This window comes from Neobacillus camarae, from assembly GCF_054950115.1.
Window position 1 is genome coordinate 1391620 of record NZ_JBUCKX010000001.1, and the last position, 16754, is coordinate 1408373.

Genomic DNA, 16754 nt, shown 5'->3' on the forward strand with positions numbered 1-16754 from the left:
GTGTATTATTCTCGGCAATTTTTTATCCGATTAAATGATTGTCCCTGCGAATACTACTGTTTATATCAGCTCCAGGCACTCGCTTTAGGCCGGGAGTTCCTGGAGCCTCCTCTCGGGGCGCTGAAAGCGCCTGCGGGTCTCTATTGACCTCTCTATTCCTCAGGAGTCGAGTGCCCTCCGCTCCAATCAAAAGGGGGCAAACTTGATTTTTATTACATCAACACACTTGTTCTAACCTTAACAAGTTTTCTGCCCTCTTTTTATTATTTCGGCAGGCAGCAGAAAGACTTGCCTATATGTCAATGAAATTATAGCAAATGAAGCAATGAATCATTAAATCAAATGAATAAAATAAGAGGCTGCCGAGAGTTCGACAGCCTTAGGGACAGGTAGTCCCGTAATTATTAAATGAAAGTATACAATTTTAGACACGAAGCATTGTCCAATTCCCAGGTCCTTAGGGATTTCTTATTAATCCCCATTAAACATGTCAAAAATGCCTCTGGCGATACTTCCTTCGTCTTTGGAACCGCCGCGGGCTGGGGCAGCAGCGAATACACGGCTGGCCAATCTTGAGAATGGCAGGGACTGTACCCAGACCGAGCCAGGACCCCTTAGTGTGGCAAAGAATAAGCCTTCTCCGCCAAACAAAGCCGTTTTAACACCCTTAACAAATTCAATGTCATATTGAACATTGCTTGTCATGGCAACCAAACAACCCGTATCCACCCGCAAGGACTGGCCGGGAAGCAGCTCTTTCTTTGTAATGGTTCCCCCGGCATGAACAAAGGCCATACCGTCTCCCTCTAGTTTTTGCATGATAAAGCCTTCACCGCCGAAGAATCCGACGCCGATTTTTCGCTGAAACTCAATACCCACTTGAACACCTTTGGCCGCAGCCAGAAAAGCATCCTTTTGGCAAATGATTTTGCCGCCATACTGGCTTAAGTCCATCGGGATGATTTTACCTGGATAGGGGGAGGCGAACGAAACATGCCGTTTGGCTGATCCGACATTTGTGAAAGTGGTCATGAATAAACTTTCACCTGTAAGGACACGTTTTCCGGCAGAAAATAGTTTGCCCATAAGACCGCCGCCACCGCCACCGCCGGAACCGTCCCCAAAGATGGTCTCCATATGTATGTCATCTTCCATCATCATGAAGCTTCCCGCTTCGGCGATAACGGTTTCCCGCGGATCAAGCTCTACCTCAACAAACTGCATGTCATCCCCAATAATCTTATAATCAATTTCATGGTTATTCATGACTCTTCCCCTCCACATTATCTGATTCCCTTTTATTGTAGAATATTTAGGAAAAAAGTGCTAATTTTTTGTGGGAATAAAAAAGACGCCTGCTTAAAAAACAGGCGTCTTTTTGCGTATTGCGGCGAGTAAACCACACTCCACATTGTGTGTTCCTAAAGGAAGCGTTACTCGACTTATGCAACTCAGCTCATCGCTCAATTATTATAACATTCTCAGAGAAAGAAAACAAATGGATATTTTATGAAAAAAGTCCTTGCTTATTTCTTAGTATTATTCTATATTCAAATAATCAGATATACAAAAATAACAAGATAAGAAGGGTGAATATGTTTAGTGATAATAGGTTCCAGCAATATTCAATTGGCAGCCTGCCAAAAGATATCCTGTCAGGGGTGATTGTAGGGGTCATTGCGATTCCGCTTGGCATGGCATTTGCCATTGCTTCCGGTGTAAAGCCGGAGTATGGAATCTATACAACCGTAGTTGCCGGGATTCTCATCTCCTTACTTGGCGGCTCCAAGTACCAGATTGGCGGACCGACCGGGGCGTTTATTCCGATCTTATTTGGAATTGTCATGACATACGGTTATGAAAATTTGCTCATTGCGGGATTTATGGCTGGGGTCATGCTCCTGTTAATGGGAATCTTTAAACTGGGATCGTTGATTAAATATATTCCAAGACCCGTCACCATCGGATTTACGACCGGGATCGCCGTAACCATTTTCACGGGACAGATTGCTAGTTTCCTGGGGTTAGAGGGGATCAAGAAACACGAAGAATTCATCCTGAATCTTAATGAAATTTTTGTCCATTTGGGGTCGGTCAATGTTTTTAGCGTAATGACTGCCGTGATTTGTTTGGTTACCATTATTTTCACGCCTAAAATCGCGCCTAAGGTACCTGGCCCGCTTATTGGCCTATTGGTTTCCACCGTTGTGGCATCTATTTTTTACCCGCATGAAGTGGCATCCATTGGAACGGCTTATGGCCAAATCCCAAGTTCCTTACCGCAGCTTCATGTTCCCGAAATCAATATGGACATGATTGTTAAATTGTTAAAACCGGCATTTGTCATTGCCATGCTGGGCGGCATTGAATCGTTGCTTTCTGCCGTTGTCGCAGACGGCATGACCGGAAGCCGCCATAACAGCAACAAAGAGTTAATCGGTCAGGGGATTGCGAATATGGTAACGCCGTTATTCGGAGGAATACCTGCAACGGGGGCCATCGCGCGAACGGCCACTAACATTAAAAATGGCGCTGTATCGCCCCTATCCGGGATCATTCATGGAATTGTCGTCCTGCTGGTACTATTATTTTTTGCTCCATACGCTTCCTTCATTCCATTGGCGAGTATGGCACCCATATTAATGGTGGTGGCGTGGAATATGAGTGAACGAAAAGTGTTTGCGCATGTGTTAAAAACAAAGTCCACGGATTCTCTTGTTCTAGTGGTAACCTTTTTATTAACAGTCTTTGTCAATTTAACCACTGCTGTTGAAGTGGGCCTTGTCATGGCAGCGATTTTGTTTACAAAACGGATGAGCGACTTAATGGTGACGGCTAAGGCACTGCCAAACCATGAACACAAAAATGAAAAAGTAGTATCCGGTGTGGTCACAGATACGTACGATTGTCCGCAAATCAGCATATTTAACGTCGAAGGACCTCTATTCTTTGGTGCGGCTGATTCTTTTGAAAAAACCATAATGAATACCATCCATTACCGCCCGAAAATCCTGTTGCTTAGAATGGGCCGGGTTCCTTTTATGGATACAACTGGGGAAGCCAATCTTTCTAGTATTGTCCGCCATTTTTCTAAAAGTGGCATAGTATTAATATCAGGGTTGAATCCTCAGCCGGAAAGTGTTTTACAAAAAACCGGTCTGTATGGCATCATTGGTAAGGAGCATTTTTTTGAGCATACCGGTGATGCCATCCAATATGGACTAAATCAAATCAATCAAAATAAGTGTCTCGGCTGCAGACATTTTGCATTCAGGGAATGCAAACGTCTTGCTGGTAATGAGGCAGTTGAATCCGGCAGCCGGAACAAGTTAACGGCGACCCTCTAGTAACAAGAAAAAGGTGATGATGAATTGAATCTGGATATGCAGCGATTTAAAGCTGAATTTTTTAAAGCACTTGCCCATCCATTACGGATTCGTATATTAGAGATTTTGGCTGAAGGAGATAAGAGTGTAAATGAAATCCAGAGCCTTGCAGGGAGCGAGGGATCGGCGGTTTCCCAGCAGCTGCAAATATTGCGGGCAAAAAATATTGTCTCCGGTACAAAAGATGGCAATAAGGTCATTTATACGCTTAAAGATCCAATGATTATTGAACTTTTGGCTGTCGCCCGGCAAATATTCAATAACCATTTGGTTGAAATCATTACGATATTGGATAAGTTTAAGGACGATGACGAACAGTCCGGAGCAGCGCCGAAGCATTGAAAGCTTCGGCGTTTTTCATTTGACCCAAAAAGGAGATTGAAAGGGCTTTTTTCTTATTATTGTAATAATTATGCAGATTTTTGCCGAATTTTTTGTATTACTATTAAGTTGAGATTATTTTATAACAAGGATCTGTTAAACGATATTGTTGATTTTTTAAAAAAGCTCTGTTGATTGGAGCGGATAAGCTGGACTCCTGCGGGAGTACGGGGGCCGAGGAGGCTTCCCGGAAAGCAAGCTGGTCGCTGAGTGCCTGGAGTGGAAATCAGCAGCTAAATTGAACAGAGCCTTTAACAAAAAAAGGAAGGTGATTGAACAATGTATGATTTAGTGTTGCTTCATCCGCCGACAGTATATGATTTCCGAAAAGAAATGCTGTTTACGGGACCAATCAGCGATGTTGTACCATCTTCACCCGTTTTTGAAATGTATCCAATCGGATTAACAAGTATCGGAGATTATTTAGAACGATTTGGATTAAAGGTGAAGATCATTAATATTGCAAACCGCATGCTGTTGAATCCTAACTTTAATGTCGAAAAGAAAATCAAGAAAATAAAAACCAAAGCTTTCGGCATTGACCTTCATTGGCTGCCGCATGCCCATGGAAGTGTTGAATTAGCCAAGATAGTGAAAAAATATCATCCGGATACTCCCGTCTTTTTTGGCGGTCTTTCAAGTACATATTTTCATAATGAGTTGATTGAGTACCCTTGGATCGACTTTGTGGTTCGCGGAGATACAACAGAAAAACTCATCCTGATGCTGTTAAACAAACTAGAGCAGAATAATAAGGACTATTCTGATATCCCAAATTTAACTTGGAAAAGGGACGGCAAGTACTTTTATAATGCAATGACCTATGTTCCGGATAGCCTGGATGAATTTAATTTTCCTGGATATGGTTACGTGATCCGTTCTGTATTTAAATACTTTAATCTGCTTGATCCACTGCCGTACAAAGGCTGGCTTCGATATCCGAACACTGCCATATTGACTTCTAAAGGATGTTCCTATAATTGTTTAATATGCGGCGGGTCGAGAGATGCATATGCCTTGAATTGCAACCGTAAAAAACTGGTCATGAGGTCACCGAAAAAGATGCTCGAGGATATAGCGCTGATTCAGCGTTTTACACGGGCCCCGATATTTTTATTAAATGATATCCGTCAAGGCGGACCGGATTATGTGGATGAATTCCTTACCGGGCTGGAACAAATGGATATAAAAAATGAAATTGTCTTTGAATTATTCACTTATGCCGATGAAGAGTTTTTTAAACGGTTAAATAAAGCCATGCCTAAATACAGTATCGAGCTGACTTTGGAATCAGCCGATGAGGAAATCCGAAAGTATAATGGCAAACTGCCATGCACGAACGCGAAAGTGATTGAAATGCTGCAATATGCCCTAAAACAGGGTTGCGCTAAAATAGATTTATTTTTCATGACTGGAATTCCCAATCAAGATTACAAAAGTGCCATGCGGAATGTTGATTTTTGTGAAAATATTCACAAAGAATGCCATGAGAGTCCGAAAATCTCCTATTTTATAGCTCCGCTCTCGCCGTTTCTTGATCCAGGGAGTCCTGCATTTGAGCATCCCGACACGTATGGTTACAAAAAATTCTGTCACAAACTAGAAGATTTCCGATCGGCAATGAAGCAGCCTTCATGGAAAAACATGCTCAGCTATGAAACTAATAAAATGACAAGGGAAGAAATCGTCCGTGCTACCTATGATTCGGCATTAAAATTGAATGAATTTAAGTATAGACAAAACTTGGTTGAAAAAGATGTTCATGATGAGGTTGCCCATAAAATCATGAAATCGGTTGAGTTCCTGAAACGGTTGGATGAGATTGCCTTGTTAAATGAAAAAGACCAAGCGCTAGAGATGGCTAAATTAAAGGATGAGGTGGAACAGGTCAATCGCCACAGCATTTGCGGAAAGAACGAGTTGAAATGGGAGGTAAAAAAACTTTTTGCCGATTTTCCTTCCTTGACATATATCGGGCTTGAACTGTTAATGCAGGAAATTGGTAAGAGGGTAAAATGCAGGCTCGGGAAAATTGATCGGAATATTGTCCTGCAAAGCCAAAATTCACATAAATAATCATGACTGGGCAGCGAATGGCGATGGATTTGCTGCCTAAATAATTTTCCGCAAAAACCGACAAATTTTAGGCTGGTCTTCATTTTTTACTTGTATTCTCAGTTTTATAATTGCAGATTTGTAGAAGGGTAGAAAGTTGTTTCCCAAAGTGGACATCGGAGTCAAGTCAAAGGATGGGCGTTTTGTGTCAACTTATGTCGCAAATGGCTTTCTTGACAAACAATTTTATAAATGATAAATTGAAATTAGCCGTTGCACGAGAATAGATTTATGTTTTACAAGCTTGTTCAAAGGTTTCAAACCAAAGTTTGGATAAGAGGATGAAAGTAAAGCTATTACGTTGTAATTTGGTGAATTTTACACATGGCTTGTTGGCAAGCCAATAGGAGGATTTTTTTACATGAAAAACGGTAAGGTTAAATGGTTTAACTCAGAAAAAGGTTTCGGATTCATCGAAGGAGAAGACGGTAACGACGTTTTCGTTCATTACTCTGCTATCCAAACTGAAGGTTTCAAAACTTTAGAAGAAGGTCAAGAAGTTTCTTTCGAAGTTGTTGAAGGAGCTCGTGGACCTCAAGCTGCTAACGTAACTAAGAAGTAATTCAAATAACGCCTATAACAACAGTCCAGATCTCTCTGGACTGTTTTTTAATGGTTTAATAGCCATATATAAAAGAACTGGAAGAAAAGTAGATAAGAAAGATTCTCAAACACAATATAACTAGTAAACCAGAAGAAGTGCCGCTTAAGGACAAAACTCCCGTTGAAATTGGAAAAAGTGTCGTCGAGGGTGCCGCTTGAAGACAAAACCCAATCTTCTTTTTCGTAACAACGATAGCCACTACTAACCATTGTCAAACCACTAAATTACGAATTTCCCCTATTTGAAGAAATCAATTCCAAACCATTTATGATTCATATTTTGCTATAATAACAGTATTGTATAAAAGTTTAGATACGGGGTGAGTGCCTTGAAATTTATCCATACAGCCGATTGGCATTTAGGCAAATTGGTCCATGGTGTTTATATGACAGAAAATCAACGGGAGGCATTAGAGCAATTTGTTGACATTGTTGCGGAGGAAAAGCCAGACGCTGTCGTCATCGCTGGCGACTTATATGACCGGTCAGTACCGCCTACCGATGCAGTAGATCTCCTGGACGAAATTCTTTTTAAAATCAATGTTATCCTAAAAACTCCCATTATTGCCATTGCTGGGAACCATGACAGCGCGGAACGGCTTTCATTTGGAAGCTCATGGTACAGGCATAGTCAATTCTATTTAACCGGTAAATTAACGGATGGCTTCGAACCTGTCAGGGTGAACGGTGCCAATTTTTATCTGCTTCCTTACGCGGAACCCGGTGTTGTCCGCCAGCTTTTGAATGATGATTCCATCCATTCCCATCAAGGAGCGATGAAGGCGTTGATTGGTAAAATAGAAGAAAATATCAATCCTGATGAACCTAATATTTTGGTTGGCCATGCCTTTGTTTTGGGAGGCCAAACCTCTGATTCTGAAAGGATGTTATCAGTGGGCGGCTCAGGATGCGTGAGCGCGGATTTGTTCGAGCCGTTTTCCTATACGGCACTAGGCCATTTGCATAGCCCTGATGCCATACGTCATCAAACAGTAAAATATTCAGGATCTCTTTTAAAATACTCATTTTCCGAAGCCAAGCAAAATAAGTCCATCTCCATCATTGAAATGGACGAGAAGGGCAGCTTTACCCACCGCCTGCGGTTGCTCAGGCCAACCCATGACATGCGTGAACTTGAGGGATTTATGGAAGAATTATTGGATCCGCAATTCTATGAAAAGCAGCGTGTCCATGATTATTTAAAAATCACCTTATTGGATGAAGGGGAAATCATCGACCCAATCAACAAATTGCGGCAAATCTATCCAAACGTCCTACACCTAGAACGGAAAATTGAACTAACGGACTTAAAGAAAAAGCAGTCGTTTAACTCGATTCGAAACGAAAAAAAGTCAGAACTAGAGTTGTTTGAACAATTTTACGCGGATATGACAACCGCCGAATTTTCCCAAGAAAAAAAATCGGCAATGATTGATATCATTGAAAAAGCGTTGCGGGGGGAAGTGGTAAGATGAGACCGTTAAAACTAACCATGAAGGCTTTTGGTCCTTATGCGGAAACGGAAACGATTGATTTTACCGTGCTGGGTAACCGTACAATGTTTGTGATTTCCGGCAAAACCGGCTCCGGCAAAACCACGATTTTTGATGCAATTACGTATGCGATTTATGGGAAAGCGAGTGGGGAAGACCGCAATGGCCCTGAGCTAAGGAGCCATTTCGCCAAGGATGACCTGTTAACGGAAGTGTCCCTCGATTTCGCACTACGGGACAAAATGTACTCGATTACCAGATCGCCGCAGCAGCTAAAAAAGAAAGATAAAGGGGAAGGATATACACCCATTGGGGCCAAAGCAGAACTTTATGTGATGGAAAACGGCGAAAAGCACCTGTTGGCCACCAAAATCAGTGATGTTGAGGAAAAGATAAAAGAGATCATGTTGATTGATGCCAATCAATTCCGTCAGATTCTCATGATTCCCCAAGGGGAATTCCGGAAACTCCTGACTTCAGACAGTAAAGACAAAGAAGTCATTTTACAGCGGCTATTCCATACCCAACTATATAAAATCATAGAAGAAAAGCTAAAAGAAGAAGCGTCGGAATTAAAAAAGTCCGTTGACGATAAGGTTCAACTGAGAAATGAAGCAATTCGCCGGATTCAAACAGTGGATAATGAAGAGCTTCAAGCCTATCTGGATGCCGAGAGTTTGAACGACGCCCTGATTATGCCGTTGTTATTAAACGAAATTGAGGTAATGGGTGAGCGGCTTGCGCAAAAGGAAGAGGAGATCAAACAAAAAGCCGCAGACAAGGAAGGGCTAACGTCCAAGCTGCTGGAAGCCCAAGAAACACTGAAACAGCTGCAGAAAAAGCAGGAACTCGAAATCCAAAAAGCAGAACTTGAATCACAACAACCGTTGTTTGCCGAGAAAGAAAAGCAAGTTCAGCTTGGCCAAAAGGCCGCGCTTTTGGAAAGCAAAGAAGAGGCTTGCCACCGCTTGAAGCGGGACATGGACTTGGCAGAGGAAAATGTGAAGGCCATAAAAGCCAATGTAATCAACCTGAAAGGTCAATCTCAACAGCTTGAACATCGATTGCAGTCTGAACTGGACCGTGAAAGTGAACGGAAGGCGGTCCTTGAGCAAATTAATAATCTAGAAAACATGAAAGAGGATGTCTACTCTTTTGGGGCCCTGAAGAAGGAGACTGCCCAAATCGAAGCGGCCTTAAATGCAGCCAATGCAAAACATCGGGATCAGCAATTCAAATCTGAGCAAAATGAGCTGGAGTTAAGGTCATTAAGACAGCAAAAAGAGGAAATTGAAAAAGGCAAAATTACTTATCTAGAAAATAAAGCGATGCTTGAAAAATACGAGGCAGAACTGGAACGCATGGCCAAATTTGAAGATAAGTCCACTCATCATCAAAAAGCAGAACAGTTATTAAAAGCAGCCGCAGACAAGTATGAAAATAGTCTCGCCCGATTCATGGATGCCAAAGCTCTTATGGAGGAGCTTGAGAAAAACTGGCTTCATGGACAAGCTGCAGTATTGGCTGCCACGTTAAAGGAGGGTGACCCGTGTCCGGTCTGCGGGGCCAATCATCATCCAGCGCCGGCCTTGGAAATGGACGGGCAGATTCCGAACCAGGAGGATCTAAAAGCGGCAAAAGCCCAGGCCGCTAAGTGGGAAAGCGCAAAATCCTCGGATGAAAAAAGTTATTATCAATGCGAAGCGGAGGAAAAACGCCAGAAAGATGCATTAGAGGAGATTCGGCAGGGAATTCTCCTATCCCGTGACGATTTTTCGGTTCATGATCTTCCTTATGTAAAGGCCGAAATTACATCTGCCAAACACACTCTGGTGGAAACACAGGAAAAGCTATTGCTGAAAATAAATCAGCTTCGGCAAATTGTAGAACGGATTGAAAAAGCAGAGAATGCCAGTGCTGACTACCAAATTGCGATTTCCGAGATGACCAAAAAAATAACTGAGTTGACGGTACAGGTGACAGAAAAGAAAACCCTTCTTGAACGGATGATGAGCTCGATTCCGGAAAATCTCCGTTCCGAGGCGGAGTATGAAAGAGTCTTGTCACAATTGCAATTCAACCATCAAAAAATGGTCAAACAGCTGGAACAAGCCCAGAAGGATTTCAATGCCGTGAAGGAAAAGCACGCGGCTGAAACTGCCAGATTGAAAGATGCAGAAAATCATTTTATCTCCAAGCAGCAAGAACTAAAAGCAGAGCGCGAACTTTTTAAAAACCGGTTAGCCGAACAAGGTTTTGAAAATTATACGCAATATCATGGCTCCAAGCGTTCCGAAGCTGCGATTCAAGAACTGGGCGCAGACATCCGCCGCTATTATGAGGATTTACGGTCGGTCTCGGATCGGCTTGCGGAACTGACAGAACGGTTAGCAAATGTAAAGATACCGGATATCGCTGGTTTGAGAAGTGAACTGGATAGGGTGAATTTGGAACTTGAATCACTAAACCAGCAACGGACAGATTTGCTCGTTAAAAAGCAAAACAATGAGGACGTTTATCACCGCGTCCAGGAGTTGAATGAAAAGGTTAAACAGCTGGAGGAAAGATACAATCTGATCGGACATCTAAGTAAGATTGCCAAAGGCGACAACAATTTTAAAATTACCTTTGAAAGGTATGTGTTGGCTTCCTTCCTGGATGATATCCTCCAAGAAGCGAATGGACGGCTCAGGAAAATGACTTCAGGACGTTTCCGTCTTTTAAGGAAAACCGACCGGTCGAAGGGGAACGCCCAAAGCGGTCTGGAATTGCTTGTCTTTGACCAATATACCGGACAGGAACGCCATGTCAAAACTCTGAGCGGAGGGGAAAGTTTTAAAGCATCTTTATCGTTGGCACTGGGCTTGGCCGATGTCGTGCAAAATTACGCTGGTGGTGTTTCTTTAGAGACCATGTTCATTGATGAAGGGTTTGGAACGTTGGATCCCGAATCCCTCGACCAAGCGATTGAGGCATTAATGGATATTCAAAGCAGCGGCCGCTTAGTGGGAATCATATCCCACGTTCCCGAGTTAAAGGAACGGATCGACGCTCGGCTGGAGGTTATTGCGGGTCAATCCGGAAGCAGGACAGAGTTTGTATTTATCAATTAATGAACAGGGCTTCTTAAAGTTATCACTTTAAGGAAGCCCTGTTTTGTTTCTATTTGAGAATTTCCAAATTTATTTACGAATTCTTGAGCGCTATTTGCGGATGTTTAAGTTCTATTTTCGAATCGTAAAACTTCGCAGAAAGAATCATGTTAATTCTTTAACAAGGGCACGTCCTGCCTGGCGGCCGGAAAATAGGCAGCCGCCCAGGAAGGTGCCTTCCAATGAGCGGTACCCATGAACACCGCCGCCGCCAAAACCTGCCACTTCGCCGGCGGCATAAAGTCCGGGCACGGGGTTGCCGGAAGTGTTCAACACTTTGCCTGATAAATCGGTTTGCAGTCCGCCAAGCGTTTTTCGTGTAACGATGTTTAACCGGACGGCTATCAAAGGACCGGCCTTTGGGTCCAAAATTTTATGCGGCGGGGCCACACGAATCAATTTGTCTCCCAGATAATTTCTGGCGCCGCGCATGGCGGTAATCTGCAAATCTTTCGAAAATTTATTGTCAATCTCTCTGTCCCTGGCTTGAATTTGCCGTTCCACTTCATCTAAATTAAGCAAATTGTTTCCGGTAAGCTTATTCATACCTGATACCAGCTCAGGCAAGGTCTGGGCAATGATAAAATCCTCTCCTTTTTCCATAAACGCTTTAACTGGTGCCGTGGGTCCTGGCAGTACCCTGGATAAAACCTTTTTAATACTTTTACCTGTTAAGTCTGGATTTTGTTCCGAACCGGAAAGAGCGAATTCTTTTTCAATGATCTTTTCTGTTAAAATAAACCACGAATAATCGTATCCGGATTTCATAATCGCCTCTAACGTCCCAAGCGTGTCAAATCCCGGAAAGTTCGGGGTGGGAAAACGTTTTCCATTTGCATCAAGCCAAAGCGATGACGGACCTGGCAGAATCCGTATTCCATGCATTGGCCAAATTGGATTCCAGTTTTTAATGCCTTCTGTATAATGCCACATCCGATCGCGGTTGACGATTCTACCCCCGGCCCTTTCTGTGATTGCCAGCATCCGTCCGTCGACATGTTCGGGAACACCCGAAATCATGTTGTTTGGAGCAGAACCCAGCCTTGATGGCCAGTTATTCCGGATTAATTCATGATTACCGCCAATGCCGCCGCTTGTAACGATGACGGCCTGTGCCTGAAACTCAAAAATTCCTATCATTTCACGCGAACTGGACTCTCCCCGGGCGGCATCACTGGGGATGAGAATATCCCCCCTAACACCGATGACGGCCCCGTTTTGGGTGACTAATTCGTTGACCCGGTGCCGCGGCCGATACTCGACAAGGCCATTCGCCATCGCTTTGCGTGTTTGTTCCTCAAACGGTTTCACGATACCAGGACCCGTACCCCAAACGATATGAAAACGCGGCACGGAATTGCCATGTCCCTCAGCAAGATAACCTCCCCGTTCGGCCCAGCCGACAACCGGAAAGAAACGGACACCCATATCGTATAACCATTGGCGTTTTTCACCCGCTGCAAAGTCCACGTAGGCTTCGGCCCATTTTTTTGCCCAATAATCTTCGTCTGTTTCACGATCAAATCCTGCAGCCCCTAACCAATCCTGCCAGGCAAGCTCTTTTGAATCTTTTATCCCCATTCGGCGCTGCTCGGGAGAATCAATCAAAAACAGCCCGCCAAACGACCACCAAGCCTGTCCCCCAAGTGATGCCTCCGGTTCCTGGTCCAATAGAAGGACTTTTTTTCCGGCAGCGGCCAGCTCAGATACGGCTGCCAGCCCTGCCAATCCGGCACCCACCACAATCACGTCAAATTTCAATTTCCTTCCCCCTAATGAAACGATTAAATGATCTTTGACACGATGGTATTCAAAATATACAGAAAAGTCAATATAATTCATTCAAGCGCTAGCAAGGTAAAATAGGTTAAATATTTCCCAACTTTACGAAATTTAAATAAAGCCTTAATTATGTAATAATATCTTCATAGAATTGTAACGTTAGAAGGCATGTAAGAATCTATTTGGGCTTACCATATTACAACAATGAAAGAGGGTTTAAATTGCAGGCAGCCACTGATTTGATAAATAAGAGAAATTCCTTTTTGTTATTGTTGGGGGTAGGGGTTTCCTCATTAGGTGATTTCATTTATATTATAGCTATCAATATTTTTATTTTGAATTTAACCGGTTCTGCCGCAGCGGTGGCCGGGTTGTGGATTATTGGCCCCATCGCGGCTATTTTAACCAAGTTTTGGTCAGGCAGTATCATCGATAGGGCAAATAAGCGCCAATTGATGATTATGACGGATTTGATACGGGCTCTGTTAGTCGCCTTAATTCCGTTTCTTCCTTCCGTCTGGATCATTTATGTGTGTTTGTTTTTTTTATCGGCTGCTAAAGCTTTCTTTGAACCGGCCTCTGTTACGTATATTACTAGTTTAATCACCGCGGAAAACCGCAAACAGTTTAATTCGTTACGGAGTTTTGTCACATCGGGTGCATTAGTGGTAGGACCTGCGATTGCGGGTGCCCTTCTCTTAGTTACATCCGCCAATGTGGCTATTTGGATTAATGCGGTATCGTTTTTGGTTTCAGCTTACATGCTGTATGTCCTGCCGAACGTGGAAAAGCCTGAGAATCTTCCCAAAGCGATTACGATTAAATTGCTAATGGATGATTGGAAACAAGTCATATCGTATTCACGAAACCATTTTTACATCGCGCTTGTTTTTTTCCTTGGCCAATTTTTTTGGATTATCGCGTTAGGGATGGACGCACAAGAAGTTGTCTTTATTGAAAAGGTAGTTGGGTTATCCGAAACAGACTACGGATTGCTGGTCAGCATTACAGGTCTTGGGTTTCTGGCGGGCTCGTCGACTATATCCTTTTTTGCCAGGAAGTTATCTATAAGACTATTACTCGGACTAGGATACGTCATGGTGGCCACTGGTTATCTCATTTACGCCTTCTCTACCTCCTTCTTATCGGTGGCGATTGGTTTTATGATTTTAGGTTTCTTTAATTCCTACTCTAATACTGGTTTAGTGACGTTTTATCAAAATAATGTACCGGTGGAAATTATGGGGAGAATTTCAAGTGTATTTGGCACCGTTCAAAGCATTCTGCAGATCGGGTTTGTCTTGCTGATCGGTTTCTCTGGGGAACTTCTGCCACTCCGTTACAGCATGATCGCTGCCTCGACTCTGATTTTTTGTTCAAGTGTCCTCTTGGTATTCCTGGTTTGCCAACGGTCCAAGGGCGTTTACTATCATGAAAGCTTGGAAAAAGTTTCTTTATAATTCCGGCAGCGGTTGGAATCATGGATAAAATTTGTATGGATTAATAAAGCAGGTGAACTTATGGAACAATTACCGTGCAAGGGCTGCAAGGGATTATGCTGCGGCCCTGTCTCCATTACAGCCAAAGAGCTTGCAAAAATGAAAAAGAAGGTAAAATCAATGCCGTCGAGACTACGCAGCCGGCTTGAAACGCAGACAAGGTTTCACGGCACCTGTATCTTTTACGATGTCGAAAATGATAAATGCGGCATATATTCCGCGAGGCCGGAGGTATGCAAAAAGTTCGGGTACCATAAAAATTTGGTTTGCTTCCGAAATCCATATCTTGCCGTCTTGGATCCATATATTCAAGAGGATGAAAAAGTTGGGGTATTATCAATTGATTTTACCTGGAAAGATTTTTAAATCAAAATAGGGGACGGATTAAATGATTGAAAAAATTGATTTTCAGGATAAGGGGTTAGTAAAAAGGTTGTATGACTTGCAGCGCGAAGCCTATTTGGTGGAAGCAAAGCTAATTGACTTTTACGGGATACCCCCTTTAAGAGAGACGTTGACGGAATTTATGGAATGCGGTGAAACTTTCCTTGGATTTTTTGAGGGGGGAACACTTGCAGGCGCTGTTTCCTATACAATCGATGGACCATCATTAACCATATGCAGGATGGTGGTTCATCCCAGCCATTTTCGAAAAGGAATAGCCCAAAGGCTCCTGGCTGCAGTTGAAACTGAACAACCCGATAGGGAGGTCATTCTTGTTTCAACCGGGAAGGAGAACCTCCCAGCTAAAAATCTATATAAAAAAAACCAATTTAGGTTTTTGGCTGATAGCGAAGTGGCTCCAGGTGTTTATATCAGTCATTTTGAAAAAAGGAAAAATTAATGGAAGTGGATCTGTATCCGGAAGCGGCACTCCATCTTATTTATGGAAAAGATGGGGCTTCTTATTTTCCGCTGTGTAGTTCAATGACGAGTTTGAAGATACGCAGTTAAATTTTCTAAATTCCCTGATTCATGAATGAGCCCTTTCTGATCAAATAACAGATAGGTTGTGCTTTTAAGTATAGACAGCTTAGGGTATATCTTTTCAGCCATTTCGTGTTCCGGTAAACTAAGGATATTTTTTACAGATGAAGTAATCTGTTCGTTTTGCTCAATCGGCACATCGGTTTCTTCCTCTCCAATCACAAGCAAAGAATAGGTTCCTTCCTTTTCAGCCAAAAGGTTCGGATAGGGAAAGGTCGTACCGACTTGAACAGTTTTTTGGACCGTTTTTGCATCTGCCTTCTTGGATTTATTTGCATGAGGTCCGGTATTTTGACAGGCAGATAACATCATACCGAATGCCATCGCAGTTATAAGAGCTCTTTTCATAATTTCATCTCTCTCTAACATGTCTTTTCTACCAAGATATCACACATTAAAATGCTTGGAACCATGTGATTGTGGAAGAATAGTGAAACTACAAGCAGGAAATGAACTATAAATGTCAAAAAAAGTATGGATATGACAAATATCCCAGGAGTGATGGACATGTCAAAAGTAAAAGCAGGATTAGATGCTGGAGGATCCCTTTTAAAAATTGCTTATGAAGAAAACAACCGAATTCACTACAAAAAATTTCCTATAGAAAAAGCGGATGAAGCAATTGGCTGGTTGAAGACTGCGGGATTGGATATCCAAGCTGCGATAACTGGCGGAAAAGCCCACATCCTGCAAAAAACTTATTTTCCGGAAGCGGTCATCGTTCCAGAATTTCAAGCCACATGTGAAGGGGCCCGCTTTTTTTTAGCCCAGGAGAATAATTCGATCGATTCCTTCCTTTTAATCAATATAGGAACGGGGACTTCCTGGCATGTAGTAAATGGGGAAACCTATGAACGGATACTCGGCAGCGGACTTGGCGGAGGGACATTCGTTGGCCTGGGTTCCTTGCTGGCCCAAACTCAGGACTATCACCAGCTGACAAAACTCGCTGGCAATGGTACAAAGGGAAACCTCGATTTGTTGGTGAAGGATATTTATGAGTCAGACGAGCCGCCTATTAATGGGGAATTAACGGCTGCCAACTTCGCGAAGGCTTTCAAGGTAAAGCATTCCGAAGCCGACCGCATGGCCGCCCTCACCAATATGATTGCCGAAACCATCGTCCTATTAACGTTGCAGGCAGCTGCTCTTCACCAAGTAAAAGATATTGTCCTGATAGGCAGTACTTTACTGGATAATCCATTGTTAAGGACAACATTAGAAAATTATTTGGTCATGTTTGGATTGGCGCCGGCGTTTTTGAGCAACGGGGAGTTCTCCGGTGCCTATGGCGCACTCCTATCTGTTTGAAATTGGACACTTGAACATTCCGGCCAATCAAGCTACAGTTAAGAG

At 43.0% G+C, this 16754-nt stretch carries 13 protein-coding genes; 10 read left to right on the plus strand and 3 right to left on the minus strand.

Annotated features, from left to right (window positions below; genetic code table 11):
- Positions 1-471: 471 nt before the first annotated feature.
- Positions 472-1266, minus strand: a complete 795-nt coding sequence (locus ACY8D0_RS06340; RefSeq protein ID WP_462409627.1) for a TIGR00266 family protein — start codon at positions 1264-1266, stop codon at positions 472-474.
- A gap of 329 nt (positions 1267-1595) precedes the next feature.
- Between ACY8D0_RS06340 and ACY8D0_RS06345 the strand changes: the two genes are divergently transcribed.
- The 6 genes from ACY8D0_RS06345 (at position 1596) to ACY8D0_RS06370 (ending at position 11091) form a co-directional block, all read left to right on the plus strand.
- On the plus strand, positions 1596-3347 hold the full coding sequence (locus tag ACY8D0_RS06345; protein WP_462409628.1) for a SulP family inorganic anion transporter: 1752 nt from the start codon (positions 1596-1598) through the stop codon (positions 3345-3347).
- A 24-nt stretch (positions 3348-3371) separates the two neighbouring features.
- A complete protein-coding gene (locus ACY8D0_RS06350; protein WP_462409629.1) occupies positions 3372-3728 on the plus strand; it encodes an ArsR/SmtB family transcription factor in 357 nt (118 codons plus the stop codon).
- Between the two features lie 318 nt (positions 3729-4046).
- Entirely contained in the window at positions 4047-5843 is a 1797-nt protein-coding gene (locus ACY8D0_RS06355) for a TIGR04190 family B12-binding domain/radical SAM domain protein (RefSeq protein ID WP_462409630.1), read from the plus strand.
- Between the two features lie 400 nt (positions 5844-6243).
- Positions 6244-6444 (plus strand): cold-shock protein, encoded by a 201-nt coding sequence (locus ACY8D0_RS06360; protein WP_042463935.1) that lies wholly within the window; start codon positions 6244-6246, stop codon positions 6442-6444.
- A gap of 370 nt (positions 6445-6814) precedes the next feature.
- Complete coding sequence (locus ACY8D0_RS06365; protein ID WP_462409631.1) at positions 6815-7960, plus strand: exonuclease SbcCD subunit D; 1146 nt, start codon at positions 6815-6817, stop codon at positions 7958-7960.
- Complete coding sequence (locus ACY8D0_RS06370; RefSeq protein WP_462409632.1) at positions 7957-11091, plus strand: AAA family ATPase; 3135 nt, start codon at positions 7957-7959, stop codon at positions 11089-11091. The genes ACY8D0_RS06365 and ACY8D0_RS06370 overlap by 4 nt, the downstream gene beginning before the upstream one ends.
- Before the next feature lie 144 nt (positions 11092-11235).
- Here the strand turns inward: ACY8D0_RS06370 and ACY8D0_RS06375 are convergent, their stop codons facing one another.
- On the minus strand, positions 11236-12891 hold the full coding sequence (locus ACY8D0_RS06375) for an FAD-binding dehydrogenase (protein ID WP_462409633.1): 1656 nt from the start codon (positions 12889-12891) through the stop codon (positions 11236-11238).
- Positions 12892-13133: 242 nt separating this feature from the next.
- On the opposite strand from ACY8D0_RS06375, the gene ACY8D0_RS06380 reads away from it, so the two are divergent.
- Genes ACY8D0_RS06380 through ACY8D0_RS06390 form a run of 3 tightly spaced genes read left to right on the plus strand, consistent with a single transcriptional unit; the run spans position 13134 to position 15255 of the window.
- Entirely contained in the window at positions 13134-14372 is a 1239-nt protein-coding gene (locus ACY8D0_RS06380) for an MFS transporter (protein ID WP_462409634.1), read from the plus strand.
- Positions 14373-14432: 60 nt separating this feature from the next.
- Positions 14433-14777, plus strand: a complete 345-nt coding sequence (locus tag ACY8D0_RS06385; RefSeq protein ID WP_462409635.1) for a YkgJ family cysteine cluster protein — start codon at positions 14433-14435, stop codon at positions 14775-14777.
- 22 nt (positions 14778-14799) lie between these two features.
- A complete protein-coding gene (locus ACY8D0_RS06390; RefSeq protein ID WP_462409636.1) occupies positions 14800-15255 on the plus strand; it encodes a GNAT family N-acetyltransferase in 456 nt (151 codons plus the stop codon).
- 80 nt (positions 15256-15335) lie between these two features.
- On the opposite strand, the gene ACY8D0_RS06395 is transcribed toward ACY8D0_RS06390, so the two are convergent.
- Complete coding sequence (locus ACY8D0_RS06395) at positions 15336-15746, minus strand: hypothetical protein (RefSeq protein WP_462409637.1); 411 nt, start codon at positions 15744-15746, stop codon at positions 15336-15338.
- A gap of 159 nt (positions 15747-15905) precedes the next feature.
- On the opposite strand from ACY8D0_RS06395, the gene coaW reads away from it, so the two are divergent.
- Positions 15906-16709, plus strand: coding sequence for a type II pantothenate kinase (coaW, locus tag ACY8D0_RS06400; protein ID WP_462409638.1), 804 nt, complete (start codon positions 15906-15908; stop codon positions 16707-16709).
- Positions 16710-16754 lie beyond the last annotated feature (45 nt).